Source organism: Solibaculum intestinale, assembly GCF_040096205.1.
In the GTDB taxonomy this organism is placed as follows: Bacteria; Bacillota; Clostridia; order Oscillospirales; family Acutalibacteraceae; genus Solibaculum_A; species Solibaculum_A intestinale.
The window spans coordinates 85,813-98,522 of record NZ_JBBMFD010000005.1 but is presented as its reverse complement, the minus strand read 5'-3'; the positions used below and the strand labels follow the sequence as shown (position 1 = coordinate 98,522).

Here is a 12,710-nt window from a genome sequence, read left to right as displayed (position 1 = left end):
TGTAGATTCATCCTTTCTGTAAATATCATGCTATTTGCTGTTCGCCCCAGCGGATATGGAAATTCCCTTCTTCATCCTGCTCACGATACATGAGCAGCGAAAGAAGGTCATAATCCACGCCGAAACGATCATAGATTTCGTCCAGGTTTGTATCCTGGCCTTTCATAAATAAATTGATTTTCTCCTTTGCCATCACCATCTGCATCAGGTTGGATTCAATGCTTCCCGCATAGGTAACAAAGTAAATATCCTTCCATTCCGTTGAATTGTAGCGGACAAACCGCATATAGAACTGGCTCATTTTGGCGTTGTTGTAGTGCATCTCCGGAATAATGACCTTGTTCACATACTCGAAATTGACGCTGGACGGAAGGCTCTGCTGCGTACACAGCAAAATCCCGTTCCCGCTCTCTTTCAATGTCTTCCGCAGCTTCCGCCTTTGAGCAAAGCTGGTTGTCCCGCCCGTCACCGCAAAAACGGCGCGGTTCGGGAACGCTGTTTCCAGCGCCGCTTTGTAAGAATCCAAAACAACCTTGTGCCGGACGCCTATGGCTATAATTTCATTTTCGAACTGGCCGGCCAGCTCCACAACACGGCGTATTTTGGTGGGTATGCCGCCCTGATATTCTACAACCGTGTCCGGCGCCGCGCTGATCCGCAGAAGCAACGTAATCTGCTGCATCAGACGCATCATGGCGTCCTTCCGGGAATTTCCCGTGCTGGCGAAGTAGTTTTCCCGCATTTTCCGGAACTCCTCCATCGCCATTTGATACACAGCCCGTTCATCTTGGGTAAACGATACCGGCTCCTGATGAATCCGTCGAATTTCCCTGCCGACGATTTCCGGAAAGGTCCGGGTAATGACCGTCTTGCCGAGAATTTCGCTGAGAGCGTCCGCGTTGTAAATGTCCTGTGTGCGCTGCCCCACGCCGAATACGGTAATCTTTTCCGGCAGATGGGAGGCTGTGAACAGCCGGTAGCCCTCTTTATATGCGGGGATAGGCTGTCCAAAATAGGGATTCACCTTGCTGGATAAAAAATCGTCGCCGCGTTCATAATGGTAAATCCTTGGACTCCATGACAGCATGTTGGCCGAATTGTTATACATCAGCTCCAGCTGCGGCGCAAACTCCGAAATATTGTTCCGTGTGCTTGTGCCGGTTGTCAGCAGTTTGCAGCGGCAGCGCCGGAAACAGTCCAGTACGGACTTGGCCCGGATGCTGGAAGGGTTTGTCATCTCATCGCTCTCATCAAAGATAAGGTGCAGTTTTTGCCCGTACCTCCGCACCCACCGTTTAATCTGGCGCCGGTATGTACCCAGCTTATTCAGCGTAAGGAGGACAAAATCGCCTTTTTGGATTTTCTCCAAATCTGATAGCCGTTCTACAAAAACATAGGGCAAGCCATAATTTGGCAAGACCTCGTCCCAGTTGTTGCGGATAGAGATGGCAGGGGATATCACCCAGGTATGATGGACGTTCTGCTTTTCCATCCGGTATAGCCCCGAGGCGATACCGGCCAGCGTTTTACCGCTGCCTTGTTCCCATTGGAGCAGCCCGTACCGCTTTTGCAGCATCAGGTTTAGATCGTGCCGCTGGATCTCGTTGAGGCGGATTTCCTCTTCGTTCTCTGCATCCCATAGGTGAAAGTTTTCCAGCCACGCGCCAATCTCCGGATCCTCCTCCATAGTGGCAAAGGGCCGGTTTTGGCCGACGTATTCCCGCTGTTTTTTTCTCACCAGGCGTTCATAACCGGGAAATTCCCACGCGCCGTCTGAAGAAACAATTTCATACATCGGGACAGGCGCCCGTTTTTCCTCTGGAATCTGCCGGCGCGCCTTGCCGCTGTAGCCCTTATAAATAAAATCATAGTCCCGCTTCACCAAGGCGATCTTGTCCTGCGGCGGCCGGGCGTTCTGCTTTTGAAGGGTGCGTTTCAGACAGGCAAGCACTTTGGCCTCCGTCAGCCTCTTTTTTGCCCATTCCTCGTACTTCATATCCTTGGGCTGCGTCTCCGTGCAGAACCGGTAAAAATACTCGTAGCACTTAGCATAGCTTTCCTTCAGCTTCGGATGGCACTTTATCTGATAGAGCATTTTCTGTACCTGGTATAGAAATCCCTCCGACAGCTCTTTTTCCTTTGCCAGTTCCCGCACCGCGGAATAACGGTTCTTTTTCAGCAGCTTAATAGCGCCTTGCAGAAGATGTTCAGAAATCCATTCCGCTTCTTTCCCACAATCAAAGCCGGCGGTTAAAAACCGATTCACTTTGATGTGATACGGCTGTACCTCAATGCCTTCACCGCGGTTCTGCCAGAATTGCAGCTTAATCGGATAATGCCGCACTCCCAAAAAAGAAAAAGCGTTCGAAGGCAAAGCCACATGCCCCAAAAAGCTGAAGCGTTCTTCCATCTCCCGGATAGATGTTCCATCGGAAAAATCATCCGACAAAAAGGACGCGGGGACAATCATCGCCAGAATTCCAAACGGCTTTAGCAGTTCCGCCGCTTTCCGGCAGTAATAGAGCTGTGAAAGGATTTTCTCCCCGTCGTCTACCCACCACCGCAGGTTATACGGCGGGTTCCCGACCACATAATCAAAGCGGACGGGCGGTTGGTAGGAACGGATGTCGCCGTTCACCAGATTCGCATGAGGATAGAGATATCCCGCCACTTTATATGCCTTAATGTCCAGCTCACAGCCGTACAGATTGTTTTCTGCCGGCATGAAATTGAAAAAGGCCCCCGCGCCGCAGGTCAGGTCAGCCACAGCCGCGTCCGGCGGCGGGGACAATGCTTCCGCAACCAGACGGCAAAGCAGCGGAGGGGTGAAAAACTGCCCGTTCTCGATTTCTTTCTTGGCCTCGCTGTACGAAGCGTAATTTTCGTAATCCTGCCGGCGCAGTCCGTGCAGGCCGCCGTCACCGGTATACAGGTTATAGATATCGCCGCCGCTGATCCCATACTCACCAGCTTTGCCGCTATCAATCAGATACAGCAGCTTTTCATTGGTTTCCTGCCGTCTTTCCTGCGGTACAGCGGTATCGCAAACCGCGTATTTCATTTCTTCACCTCCATCAGCGGACAAGAGCCAAGAAACTCGGAAACAAACCGGCCTGCATAGTCCTTGCTTTTGAATTTGATATCTACGCGGCCATTCTTAAACATCCGCAGCGATTGGAGCTTCGTGTAATTAGAAAAAATGACAACTGGGTCTTCCCGATAGCTCCAGCCAAGGAGCTTGGAGATAGCCGCGGGATAATATCCAAACGTCCCTGTTTCAAAATATGCCAGTCCTATCAGGATGCTTTTCATTTTGTCATTCAGCTCCCATTTACCAAACATACTTTCAAAGCGGCAGCCATAGGTAAACCGGATCGTATCGCTTTTCAGTTCGTACTCTGCCTTACCGGTATAAGTACACCAGGCTGCCTTATGGCACGCTTCCTTGATTTCATCCAGCGCCCGTTCCAGAAAGGTCCGGCCTCCGAGCTGAATAAAAATCTGATCCAGCACGTCTTTGTAGTCTACCTCCATAGAGCGCAGCTTTTGATGATATCCTGCTATCGCTTCTGTATTCGGAGAGTGGTAATCGCTTTTGGGTTTATGCGGCAGCAACACATCAATGACGGTATTAGAGTCAAGAGATACGTTATAGCTGTGATTAAAATATCGCACCAGGTTGGAAATAAACAGCTCATTCAGTTCTTCCAGCTGATTCCGGATATCCTGTTCAGAAAAATGGGGGAGATGGATATATCTCTGCACATTGTTCCAGATTTCCTCAATCGGCTTTAAGGTTTCTGCCTGACGATTAACGATATCTGTCCACATATACTCCAATTCGCTTAATGAAGCTTTGGCGTCCACATACGCCGCCTGATGCGCCTCGCAGAACTTCCGGTCCGTTTCCGAAATCCGGTTGTCCGCGCTGACCTGCACCGCGTCCAGCTTATCTAAAGCGTTCATAAATCAAAATCCTTTCTTTAATTCTGTTAAGAAAAATGAAAGGACAGCACAGCCGGTTTGGCTATGCTGTCCCTGTTGTCTTTTCATTATCCCGGATTACGCGCACATACGCAGTTCCAGCGGGGCTGCCGCCGCGCCTGGCACTGGGGCCGTTGACACCAGATAAACCGTATTCATGGTTTCAAACCTGACGGATATGTCGGTAACTTCCAAAATCTCAACAACCCGCGAGGTGCGGATGACGCCGCCTCCGCGCTGAATCAATGCGCACTGTCCCTCTTTTAAAGGGAAGAGAAGACGTCCGCTCAAGGAAACATGCTTTTTCATCATTCTTGTCTTGACCTCCTTACTCTTTCTTATCCCAGCAAAACCTGAATAACCGTATCATATGCCCCGGCCAGGAGCCGCTTAATCTCATGGAAAGTAATATGCTCCGCCTTCGCAATATCATGCATACCGGCGCCATCCACCTTCATGCGGATAATCCGCATTTCCCTGGACGGCAGCCTCTTTGCCAGCGCGTGGAGAATCAGTTCCGTTTCCATCTGCGTCATCAGTTCGTCCTGATTGACGGCTATATTTTCCAGTGGGGTATGGATATGTTTAGCATTCATATCATCAATATGAACCGTATCCTCCTGAAACAGGATATCCTTAGCCATATGCTTATAATAATCTTTCAGGGCGCACAGCATCTTTTTCCATGCCACAGTAGCAAATTTATACTTTTGCAGCTTTGGGTTCCCGCAATACTCCTGTACTGCCCGCAAATAGCCAAAGATCACAACGTCGTAATACTGGACCGTCGGCAGTCTGTTCTCATTTAGGAACGTATACACCAGGTCATGGTTTTCTTCAGCGAATTTACGCTGTTCGTCCGTCAATGTTTTCATTGTCATTTTTATCCCTCCAAAAAGAGAAAGGGACACTGCCAACTTCAATCGGCAGTATCCTCTCCTTGTACTTTCCGCACGGCAGGCCGCGCGCATGATTTTCTTTATGCCGGCAAAGCTTCCCGCTCCCCGTCGATTGTCCCTGGTCCGGAAATTGCAAAATGCTCCCCGCTCTCCACTGTTGAATAACGGGAATCCTGCTCATATACGCCCTCCGGTTCCATCCGCGTTTCTGAATCCGCGGCACGCTGCTGGAGCATCATTTTAACCTGCTCCCGGAAATTATCCGCATAGTGCTTCACCTGCGCCAGTTCTTCCCCCGAAAAGTCATACAGCTTCCGGAATGTCGCCACACTGTAGGTATTCGAGCCGTTGTCTACCCGCTTCAGCCCGATCTCCACAACGCTGCTCCAGGCGGGGCGGCGCCGGGAAACGAAAGATACGTTCATAAAATCGCTGAACGGACGGATGCTTGTAGGCGGGAGAGACAGAAGGATCGGCATATATTCTCCGCTGCGAAGGATATACAGATGCCGCATATTCTTGCACGCCTTGCCTTTTCCGTCTGTGCCGAATTTATTCAGTTCGCACAGGGCGCAGGCGCCTCCTGGCGTTCCAATCCCCAGTTTTCCGTCTACAGAAGAACACAAAGGGGCTACGTTATCGTCGTATTCCGAACCCTCCGGCCAGTAAGCGCCGGCCTGATGGTTGTAAACGATAATGCCTCTCAGCGTCTTCTCATAATCCGGGTTCTCAGGATCGTCTCCGGGTATCTCAAACTGGAGCGTACCCCCGGCAGGGATTTTCACACGCTGGAAACTCATCTGCAAGCCGTCAAAATCCTCGGACAGCTCTTCATTGGAAAAATCGCTCTCAATCATGGCGGGAAGGGTGAAGTTTTTGACCTCTGCCAAAGCGTTTTCGTTGTTGTAAGTCATAATCAGATCCTCCTAATCATTTGTTATGGCAGCCGTCACGCCGCCATCTGGTTGATACTGTTCCATCTTTTCGCAGGCATCGACAGGATATTGTAGCCGATGCTTTCCAAATCCGTCGCACGGTCATAGCTTTCCACATCCTGGCTGTACCGTGTAACCGCGTTGGCAAGCCCGTAAAGCGTCAGGTCCCTGCCCTCGATCAGATGCTGCAATACGCCGGGATGTTCTTCGTCCGTAATACCGAAATCACGGCTTGCCAGACGGACTACTTCCGGCACATTCGCTGTATTCATCTTCGCGTTTGCCGCTTCCTGCATCATTTCGACAACCCGGCTGAAATTAGCTTCGTTTACCGCCGTAAGAACGGTATCGCGAATCTTCAGCAGAAAAGCGCGGTCATCCGCCGCCAGCTCCTGGATTGTCAGTCCGGATTTCATTCTCCGTCACTCCTTTCCTCCTGATTTGCCTTTTCACCAGGACAGCACCATGCCACCCTCAGTAATATCAGCCGCCAGCCCTTCCCGCTCGAAAACCTTTACAAGTCTCGGCCAGTAAACCTTCTCCGGCACAGTCTCAAACGCGGGGCGGACAATTTCGGAATCCGCCTGCGCGATGGCGATTTCTCCGTTTTCCCGGATTGTAAGGCTGTGATGGCCGCGTGAATGCAGGTCGGCGATTAAGTCCTCCAGCACGTTCCGCCCCTGCTTCTCATACCAAACCTGCGGATCTGCCGGGGTTTGCTGCTGGGGGATGGTTTTCTTTTCTCCTGAACCCTGCTGTACTTCGGCCATCGGCACAATTTTCAGCAGCGAACAGCTGATATCCGCTTTCTGATCGAAGCTGACGTCGGCATAATCAAAGTCCGGTACGCCATAAAGCCGGATTCTTCCCGTCCCGCCTTTCGCGGCGATTTTTTCCGGGAATTCCTCCAGCCACTGCCATGTCGCTTCCGGATAGGCCGACTGTAAATACGCCGAAATACGGAAGTTCACATGACGGAGCAGGACAAGGCCGACCGGATCGGAAATATCCGGTACGGAAAGTTCTTTCTTTGGAAGCTGTCCTTTTTTCTTCTTTCGCGCTTTTCCGGCCATATGGCGGTACCGCTGCGCTTTAAGGGCAGGAAGCAGGAATTTTACTGCCGCCCATGCCGCCCACACCGCAAAAATACCGCTCAGCAGCCAGATTTGTATGTCCCCGCGGATAAATGCCATGACTGCCAATACCGCGGTTGTCAAAACGGATATACTTGACCAGAGGCTTGTTTTCTTATTCATTCGTTTCATCCTTTCTGAGACTTTTTCTCTAAAAAACAAAAAAAGAGGAACCATATGCGTTCCTTTCTGAAACACATACGGTTCCTCTTGGCGCCGGTTTTCAACCCGGCAAGGCTTCTCTTTCCCCGTCAATCACCGGCGAAATTTTGTCCAGTGATTCGGAGAATTTACTATCCAAGGCTTTTGTTCCCGCCTTGTCTGTTCCGGCCGGGACAAATCCCCAGTTATCAAGCAATACTTTCAGCCGCTTATCCGTAGTAACGCCGTCTCTCCTGGTGTATACCTCCAGTTCCAAAGAGCCGGATACCCAGATAAGGCTGCCTTTCTTTACGCGGGCGCGGACGAGCCTTTCAGCATCGTCTCCCATCGCGCAGATTTGAAGGTATTGCGTCCTGCGGTGCTCCTTGCCGCCGATATTCTCAGCAATGTCAAAGCGCACATACGGATGCCTGTTGATACTGGTCTTCAGTTCCAAATCAGCGGTTACCCGGCCGATTACATAGGTCTGTGCCATTTCGCTCCTTTCTGCCTTCCGGCTAAAATATCTATATACAAAAAAGCGCCGGCACACAGTTTCCGCCCATAAGGGCAAAACCATACTGTCGGCACTTTGAATACAAACTTGACAAGCGTGTGCAATGTGAGAGGCTCCCCACGATACAAGCAAGTATGCCTGCAAATCCTAACGGATCACGCACAAAAAATCAATTACAATGGTATTATAACACTATATCTTGCGTTTGTCAAGAGTTCATAATCAATATATAGATATTTGCTTGTGATAAATCCCTATACATCCTTATACAAATACTCGATTGTGTCTTTCCACTGTGCAGCAGAAAAATCTTTTGGATTCAACTGATGCAGTAGGACTCGCGCTTTTCGATTCTCGTGTTCTTTCAGCCGCATATCCGACAGGTATTCACACCCGACTAACCTATGCAGTATATCCAAAGGCGATTCTCGCATGGATACAGTTTATCCTCCTATATAGAAATCCTCCTCACGGCGTTCAAAAGCCATAAGGAGGATTTTATTTAAGCTGCCATGACGCTATTTTTTAATAGTTGCATGGCTCCACGTTTGATTTTGGTTTAGTTGATCTTGCAAACAATGCAGTTGATACTGCGCTTCATCCAGCGAAATCCGGTCATCCGGAATAAAGACATATTGATTCTGCATCGTTGCATAAGCCTTCGTAATGTGCGTATTTGCACATGCTTTGTCGAAAAAGATAAAGTCTTTGGGAAGAACGCCGGGGATACCGTCCAACCGCTTCTGTTCCTCGGTCAGCCGGATTGTCAGCAGTTTTGCCAACTGCTCTTTATCCTGGAGCAATGAAACGATGCGCGGTTCGCTTGCGATAACTGCCAAATCATAGATATGTTTTGACGCTTCAAAGGCTCGGTGCTCCTTTTCCGCGTTTCGGGTGTAGGCTTCCGCTGCAAACAGCTTATCTACGAAAATCCGTTCGATTGTCATAGTGAGAATTTCAAAGGGGCGGACATCGAACTGTTGAAGCAAAATAAGCTGCTGGTCTGGCCCCGCCTGTTCGTAAATCAGCGGGGCAATTATCACAGGCTCATATGGTTCACTGATGGTAAAGGACGTGGCCTCAACTTTTACTTTTCCAAAACGCTGCAAAACGTCGTTAGAATCGTATTCCACAACCGGGAGATAACGGTAGTAGGAAATTACCTCCGAGCGGTTGGTGCGGCCCTCGTTGGGATTGCGCTCCATACAGGTGTATTTTTTGGTCGCCCGCTCCAGGCGCTTGTCTCCCTGCGTGCGGCTGCACTCCCGGACATCGACGGATAAATCGACGTCTTCTGAAAAACGCCGGACACTGTGCAGCGCCTTATACAGAGCCGTACCGCCCTTAAAATAGGCGGGCAGACCCTCTCTTTGGAACTGTGCCAGCTCCTGCAAAAGCATAGAAACGTAGTAATCTTTTTCAATAACGTCCTGACGGTATCCGGTGTTTTCGGATACCTGCTCTATCAGGACGCGAAAAGCATCCGAGTCCAAATGCAGCTTCATTTTTATACTCCTTGTCTGCCTGCCACATGGGCAAGCTTCATAATCGTATTTCCGTTATAGTGGGTATCTGCCAGATGCAGAAGGGTACCATAATCCAATCCCCTTGCCTGCACAAACCGGCCGAGCAGCTGGTACGGATCTTCTGCGTCCACCGGCACATCGTCATACATGTTGAGCAAATCCAAGAACTGAAGATAAAAGCGGTTTTCTTTATTTACGGGAATCCGCGGCGCACGAATAACAATACCCAGTGCGTCATCCCGCTTGGCTCTGTGCTGTGCGCTGTTGGAAACAAAGGTCCTTTCGGCCGGCATAAGCGTCGTAAGGCCCAGCTTGTGCATAACCGCAGCGCCCGTCTCATACCCGGTGCCGTCCTTCAGATATTTCAGCTCAATCAATTTATCTTTGTTGATGCCAGTTTCGCCGAAAACGGTTTGCTTTGTCACATAATAGACGCCCTTTGCAAAAAAGCGAAGGTTGGGGCATGTGCCGGTATCGATCAGCCGCTTTACTGCAACAGCTGCTGCAGCGCAGGCTTTCTTTTCCTCCATGGCATATGCTTCAGCAATTCGATTTCCAAGCTCCCGGACAAGTATTGGTTCACCAGGTTGAAATCCGTCAATCAGTTGCTGAATAAACTGGGTATAAGTTTGCTCTTTCATCGCCGCACCTCCTTTTGATATATTATATGCAAAATATAGTCTTTTATTATGCAATTATTATATCATCAAAAAGGCGGCCTGTCAATGAACATAGAAAGAAATCTCAATCCGCCTTTTCTGGCGACTCAGGAGGGTTCCCCAGTTCTCCCAACTCTTCATATCCCAGAAAGCAGTCGGAAGAAAGGGCGGAGTCAAAATACTCGCTTCCCAATGTCAGCCGCTGCGTCTTTTTGAAATAAAAGCGGTAACGGAAGCCGATCTGGATTTTGGAATGCTTGCCCAGCAGAAGGGCGGATTCGTTGCCTTCGTCGTCCATAATCCGGATTTTCCGGTATTTGCGCAAAGGCTTTGGAACGACGCCGACACAAGTACCCTCCACCACTTCATATTCTTTTCGGCTGACAGCCTGGTAAAAGGCGTATGCCCTGCAAAAGCTGAGGATACAGACTGCGGCGCTTAACAGCAGCATGATCCTGTCTTTGGAAAACAGGAACATGGCAAGCCCGACCAAAAGGCAGGCAATCCCCAGCAGTACCGTGAGTATAAGCCGGCGCCGCAGAGGCGCCGGAGCATTCAGAATTTTCTCCATTCTCATATCCTCTCAAAAATGATTTGCCTGCGCAGATAAAGATTTGCCACAGAACGTATAACAGACCGGCACTCCGGCAGGCAGGATACCATGTCCGCTATGTTATCGCTGGTAGTAAATTCATCGTAATACAAAGTATCCAGAAGCTCTTCCTCACAGCAAAAATCCAGCTTATTCCGTTCAAAGCACTTGACGATCTCCGCCGTAGACAGGAGAGCCTGTCTGGCAAGGCGGATTACCTTCTTTTCATCGGCGGTGCGCTTATCCCTGCGCAGTATCTTTTTCGCCGCGGAGTAGGGTACGTTTCCAAACACGCACAGCCGGAAAAAAGAACAAAGGCGGAGAAACGGATTTTCCGAAATCGGCATGATATATAAATCGGACAGCAGCCGGTACAGCGCCTGCTCGTCTGTTTCTCCGCTGCCTTCAGCAACGAGACCGCGCTGGGTCAGCCGGCTCATGCAGTCGTCAAAGCTGCGGGAGGAGCAAAATCCGGTTTCCTGTTCTTTTTCCCAATACAAATTCTGAACCTGTCCGGGACGAAGGATTCTCCAATTCAACGCCGACCACAGCACAAATTCCTGGATATCCAGTATGTACTCCCGGTTCTTTAAAATCACAACAGGAATCTTCCCGTCCTTTCCGTGTCCTTCAATATGAAGGCGGCCTACAGCTGTAAATAACCTGGTCATAAACAACACCCTTTCCATACTCTTTTACGAAGCGGCTTGTCCCGTATAAGTTTCCATCCATAAAACAAATACCTGGTTTTTCCGCAATTTCTGCTTTGCCCTTGAAATCCATGCGCCTACCAGATTGGGTTTGACGCCGTACATATCCGCAATTTCTTTTCCCGAATACCCTTTTAGTTTCAGTTCAATCGCCTCAATGCCAAGCCGTGCTGTACCGCTGTACTCCCGCTTCATATGGTGCAGGAGCCGCGCGGCGTCCATTTGAGCGAGCAGTTCCTCTTCCTGATGATACGCGGGGGACGGGGCTTGCTCTAAAATAAGCCGCGTGATATTCAAATCGGCGTCCAAAGGAATGCAGCAGCCCCGCTTTTGCCTCCCGTACATTAACCGGCAGTATGTACGAAGTCCGTTGGCGACTACCTTTTCCGCATATGCGTCAAACGGAACCCGCAGTTCCGGCCGGAAACTGGCCGCCGCTTTGCACAGCCATATACATCCCTCCTGGTAAATGTCGTCATATTCAAAACCAAACAATGTTTCATTGACGATGATGTACCGGCAGATAACCCGGGATACAATGTTCAAATGCTGTTCTGCCAACCGGCGCTGGCTGTCATTCAGGACTGTCCTTCCGCCCATACTCTTTCACACTCCCCATTTTTTGCGCCTCCTCGTATTTCATGCCGCCGCCCGGATATTGTCGTATGCCTGCGCACAGGCATCGATCAGCTGGCCGCACATGTACTCTCCAAACTTGGCGATATGCGCCTGTTCTTCGCTTAACCCCAGCTTGGCCTGCATCCATTTGTAGGCCTGCCGCTTTGACATCAGCCCGCTTTTCCACATCCAGTCGAACGCTTTGTGGGCCTCGATACGCTTATGCCGCAAATCTCCATTGGCTAAGGTTCCCATCGGGAGCCTGGATTTTCGGTGGGCTGCGACGTAGGCGTCGCATTTCGGGTACCGGTCGCAAACATAGAGAAAGCCGTCTGTTTTTGCCGCGTCCCCATAGACCGCGCTTGAGGGACGCAGCGTGGCTTTCGCCCCGCAGTAAGGGCATCGGATTTGTACTTTTTTCAAAAATATCACCTCCAATACGGTTTGAATACGGATTTAACGCGCATTAAAGCGCGGGCTCTTTGCCTTGCGCCAGCTGGCGCAGGCGGCAGTCTTTCAGCCAGTCTATGTGCCAAAGAAGCCAGGAGGAATACAGCTCTTCAAAAGCCTGTTCGCTCAAAACAGCTATACATTCGTCTTTGACCGGCGTATCTCCTGTGAGCCGCCGGAACTGCTCCACGGAAAAGACAAGCGGGGCGCCGTTCCGGTCAGCCGCCAGCAAATACTCATCGCACTGCTGGTTCTTATATAAGCAAAATTTACATTCGATCCATATGGCATTCCGCCAGTTGCCGCGGGACGCCTGGAGAAATGCATACAGCTGTAAAATCTGATTGTTCATTTTCCCTCCAATTTTAGGACGGGTAAAAAAATACCCTCTACTATTATTATTCGATTTTTTTCCAAAGATCCCCTTGGCGCCCCTTTCAGGGCATCTCTATCGACAAGCATGTGCAAAAAATACCTCCTACTATTATTATCCCTTTTTTCTTTAAAGATCCCCCCAGCAGGCACTTTCAAGGGGAAAAGAAGAAA

The 12,710-nt window shown here is 50.0% G+C and carries 15 protein-coding genes; all 15 read right to left on the bottom strand.

Annotation, left to right across the window (positions count from 1 at the left end):
- Positions 1–25: 25 nt before the first annotated feature.
- Positions 26–3,061, bottom strand: a complete 3,036-nt coding sequence (locus WMO26_RS04800; RefSeq protein WP_349218531.1) for an N-6 DNA methylase — start codon at positions 3,059–3,061, stop codon at positions 26–28.
- Positions 3,058–3,939 carry a hypothetical protein gene (locus tag WMO26_RS04795; protein ID WP_349218529.1) on the bottom strand — a complete coding sequence of 294 codons (882 nt, stop codon included), beginning with the start codon at positions 3,937–3,939 and terminating at the stop codon, positions 3,058–3,060. The genes WMO26_RS04800 and WMO26_RS04795 overlap by 4 nt, the downstream gene beginning before the upstream one ends.
- Before the next feature lie 123 nt (positions 3,940–4,062).
- A complete protein-coding gene (locus WMO26_RS04790; protein ID WP_349218528.1) occupies positions 4,063–4,296 on the bottom strand; it encodes a hypothetical protein in 234 nt (77 codons plus the stop codon).
- A 26-nt stretch (positions 4,297–4,322) separates the two neighbouring features.
- Positions 4,323–4,865, bottom strand: coding sequence for a sigma-70 RNA polymerase sigma factor region 4 domain-containing protein (locus tag WMO26_RS04785; protein WP_349218527.1), 543 nt, complete (start codon positions 4,863–4,865; stop codon positions 4,323–4,325).
- Positions 4,866–4,963: 98 nt separating this feature from the next.
- Positions 4,964–5,797 (bottom strand): hypothetical protein, encoded by an 834-nt coding sequence (locus tag WMO26_RS04780; protein WP_349218525.1) that lies wholly within the window; start codon positions 5,795–5,797, stop codon positions 4,964–4,966.
- 35 nt (positions 5,798–5,832) lie between these two features.
- Positions 5,833–6,234 (bottom strand): hypothetical protein, encoded by a 402-nt coding sequence (locus tag WMO26_RS04775; RefSeq protein WP_349218524.1) that lies wholly within the window; start codon positions 6,232–6,234, stop codon positions 5,833–5,835.
- 33 nt (positions 6,235–6,267) lie between these two features.
- The gene (locus WMO26_RS04770) at positions 6,268–7,149 is read right to left on the bottom strand and encodes a hypothetical protein (RefSeq protein ID WP_349218522.1); all 882 of its coding nucleotides are present in this window, start codon (positions 7,147–7,149) and stop codon (positions 6,268–6,270) included.
- Between the two features lie 25 nt (positions 7,150–7,174).
- Entirely contained in the window at positions 7,175–7,588 is a 414-nt protein-coding gene (locus WMO26_RS04765) for a single-stranded DNA-binding protein (RefSeq protein WP_349218520.1), read from the bottom strand.
- Positions 7,589–8,127: 539 nt separating this feature from the next.
- The gene (locus WMO26_RS04760; protein WP_349218519.1) at positions 8,128–9,114 is read right to left on the bottom strand and encodes a nucleotidyl transferase AbiEii/AbiGii toxin family protein; all 987 of its coding nucleotides are present in this window, start codon (positions 9,112–9,114) and stop codon (positions 8,128–8,130) included.
- A gap of 2 nt (positions 9,115–9,116) precedes the next feature.
- Positions 9,117–9,776 carry a hypothetical protein gene (locus tag WMO26_RS04755; RefSeq protein ID WP_349218517.1) on the bottom strand — a complete coding sequence of 220 codons (660 nt, stop codon included), beginning with the start codon at positions 9,774–9,776 and terminating at the stop codon, positions 9,117–9,119.
- 103 nt (positions 9,777–9,879) lie between these two features.
- On the bottom strand, positions 9,880–10,365 hold the full coding sequence (locus tag WMO26_RS04750; protein ID WP_349218515.1) for a hypothetical protein: 486 nt from the start codon (positions 10,363–10,365) through the stop codon (positions 9,880–9,882).
- Positions 10,366–10,367: 2 nt separating this feature from the next.
- Entirely contained in the window at positions 10,368–10,985 is a 618-nt protein-coding gene (locus WMO26_RS04745; protein WP_349218514.1) for a hypothetical protein, read from the bottom strand.
- 96 nt (positions 10,986–11,081) lie between these two features.
- Positions 11,082–11,696 carry a sigma-70 family RNA polymerase sigma factor gene (locus WMO26_RS04740; RefSeq protein WP_349218512.1) on the bottom strand — a complete coding sequence of 205 codons (615 nt, stop codon included), beginning with the start codon at positions 11,694–11,696 and terminating at the stop codon, positions 11,082–11,084.
- Between the two features lie 39 nt (positions 11,697–11,735).
- Positions 11,736–12,146, bottom strand: a complete 411-nt coding sequence (locus WMO26_RS04735) for a zinc-finger-containing protein (RefSeq protein WP_349218511.1) — start codon at positions 12,144–12,146, stop codon at positions 11,736–11,738.
- 34 nt (positions 12,147–12,180) lie between these two features.
- Positions 12,181–12,516, bottom strand: coding sequence for a hypothetical protein (locus tag WMO26_RS04730; protein ID WP_349218509.1), 336 nt, complete (start codon positions 12,514–12,516; stop codon positions 12,181–12,183).
- Positions 12,517–12,710: the final 194 nt, after the last annotated feature.

Coding starts and splice junctions, on each gene's coding strand:
- WMO26_RS04780 (WP_349218525.1), bottom strand. CDS start 5,797: ATGACTTACAACAACGAAAACGCTTTGGCAGAGGTCAAAAACTTCACC.
- WMO26_RS04765 (WP_349218520.1), bottom strand. CDS start 7,588: ATGGCACAGACCTATGTAATCGGCCGGGTAACCGCTGATTTGGAACTG.
- WMO26_RS04755 (WP_349218517.1), bottom strand. CDS start 9,776: ATGAAAGAGCAAACTTATACCCAGTTTATTCAGCAACTGATTGACGGA.
- WMO26_RS04740 (WP_349218512.1), bottom strand. CDS start 11,696: ATGGGCGGAAGGACAGTCCTGAATGACAGCCAGCGCCGGTTGGCAGAA.
- WMO26_RS04790 (WP_349218528.1), bottom strand. CDS start 4,296: ATGATGAAAAAGCATGTTTCCTTGAGCGGACGTCTTCTCTTCCCTTTA.
- WMO26_RS04750 (WP_349218515.1), bottom strand. CDS start 10,365: ATGGAGAAAATTCTGAATGCTCCGGCGCCTCTGCGGCGCCGGCTTATA.
- WMO26_RS04730 (WP_349218509.1), bottom strand. CDS start 12,516: ATGAACAATCAGATTTTACAGCTGTATGCATTTCTCCAGGCGTCCCGC.
- WMO26_RS04785 (WP_349218527.1), bottom strand. CDS start 4,865: ATGACAATGAAAACATTGACGGACGAACAGCGTAAATTCGCTGAAGAA.
- WMO26_RS04775 (WP_349218524.1), bottom strand. CDS start 6,234: ATGAAATCCGGACTGACAATCCAGGAGCTGGCGGCGGATGACCGCGCT.
- WMO26_RS04800 (WP_349218531.1), bottom strand. CDS start 3,061: ATGAAATACGCGGTTTGCGATACCGCTGTACCGCAGGAAAGACGGCAG.
- WMO26_RS04760 (WP_349218519.1), bottom strand. CDS start 9,114: ATGAAGCTGCATTTGGACTCGGATGCTTTTCGCGTCCTGATAGAGCAG.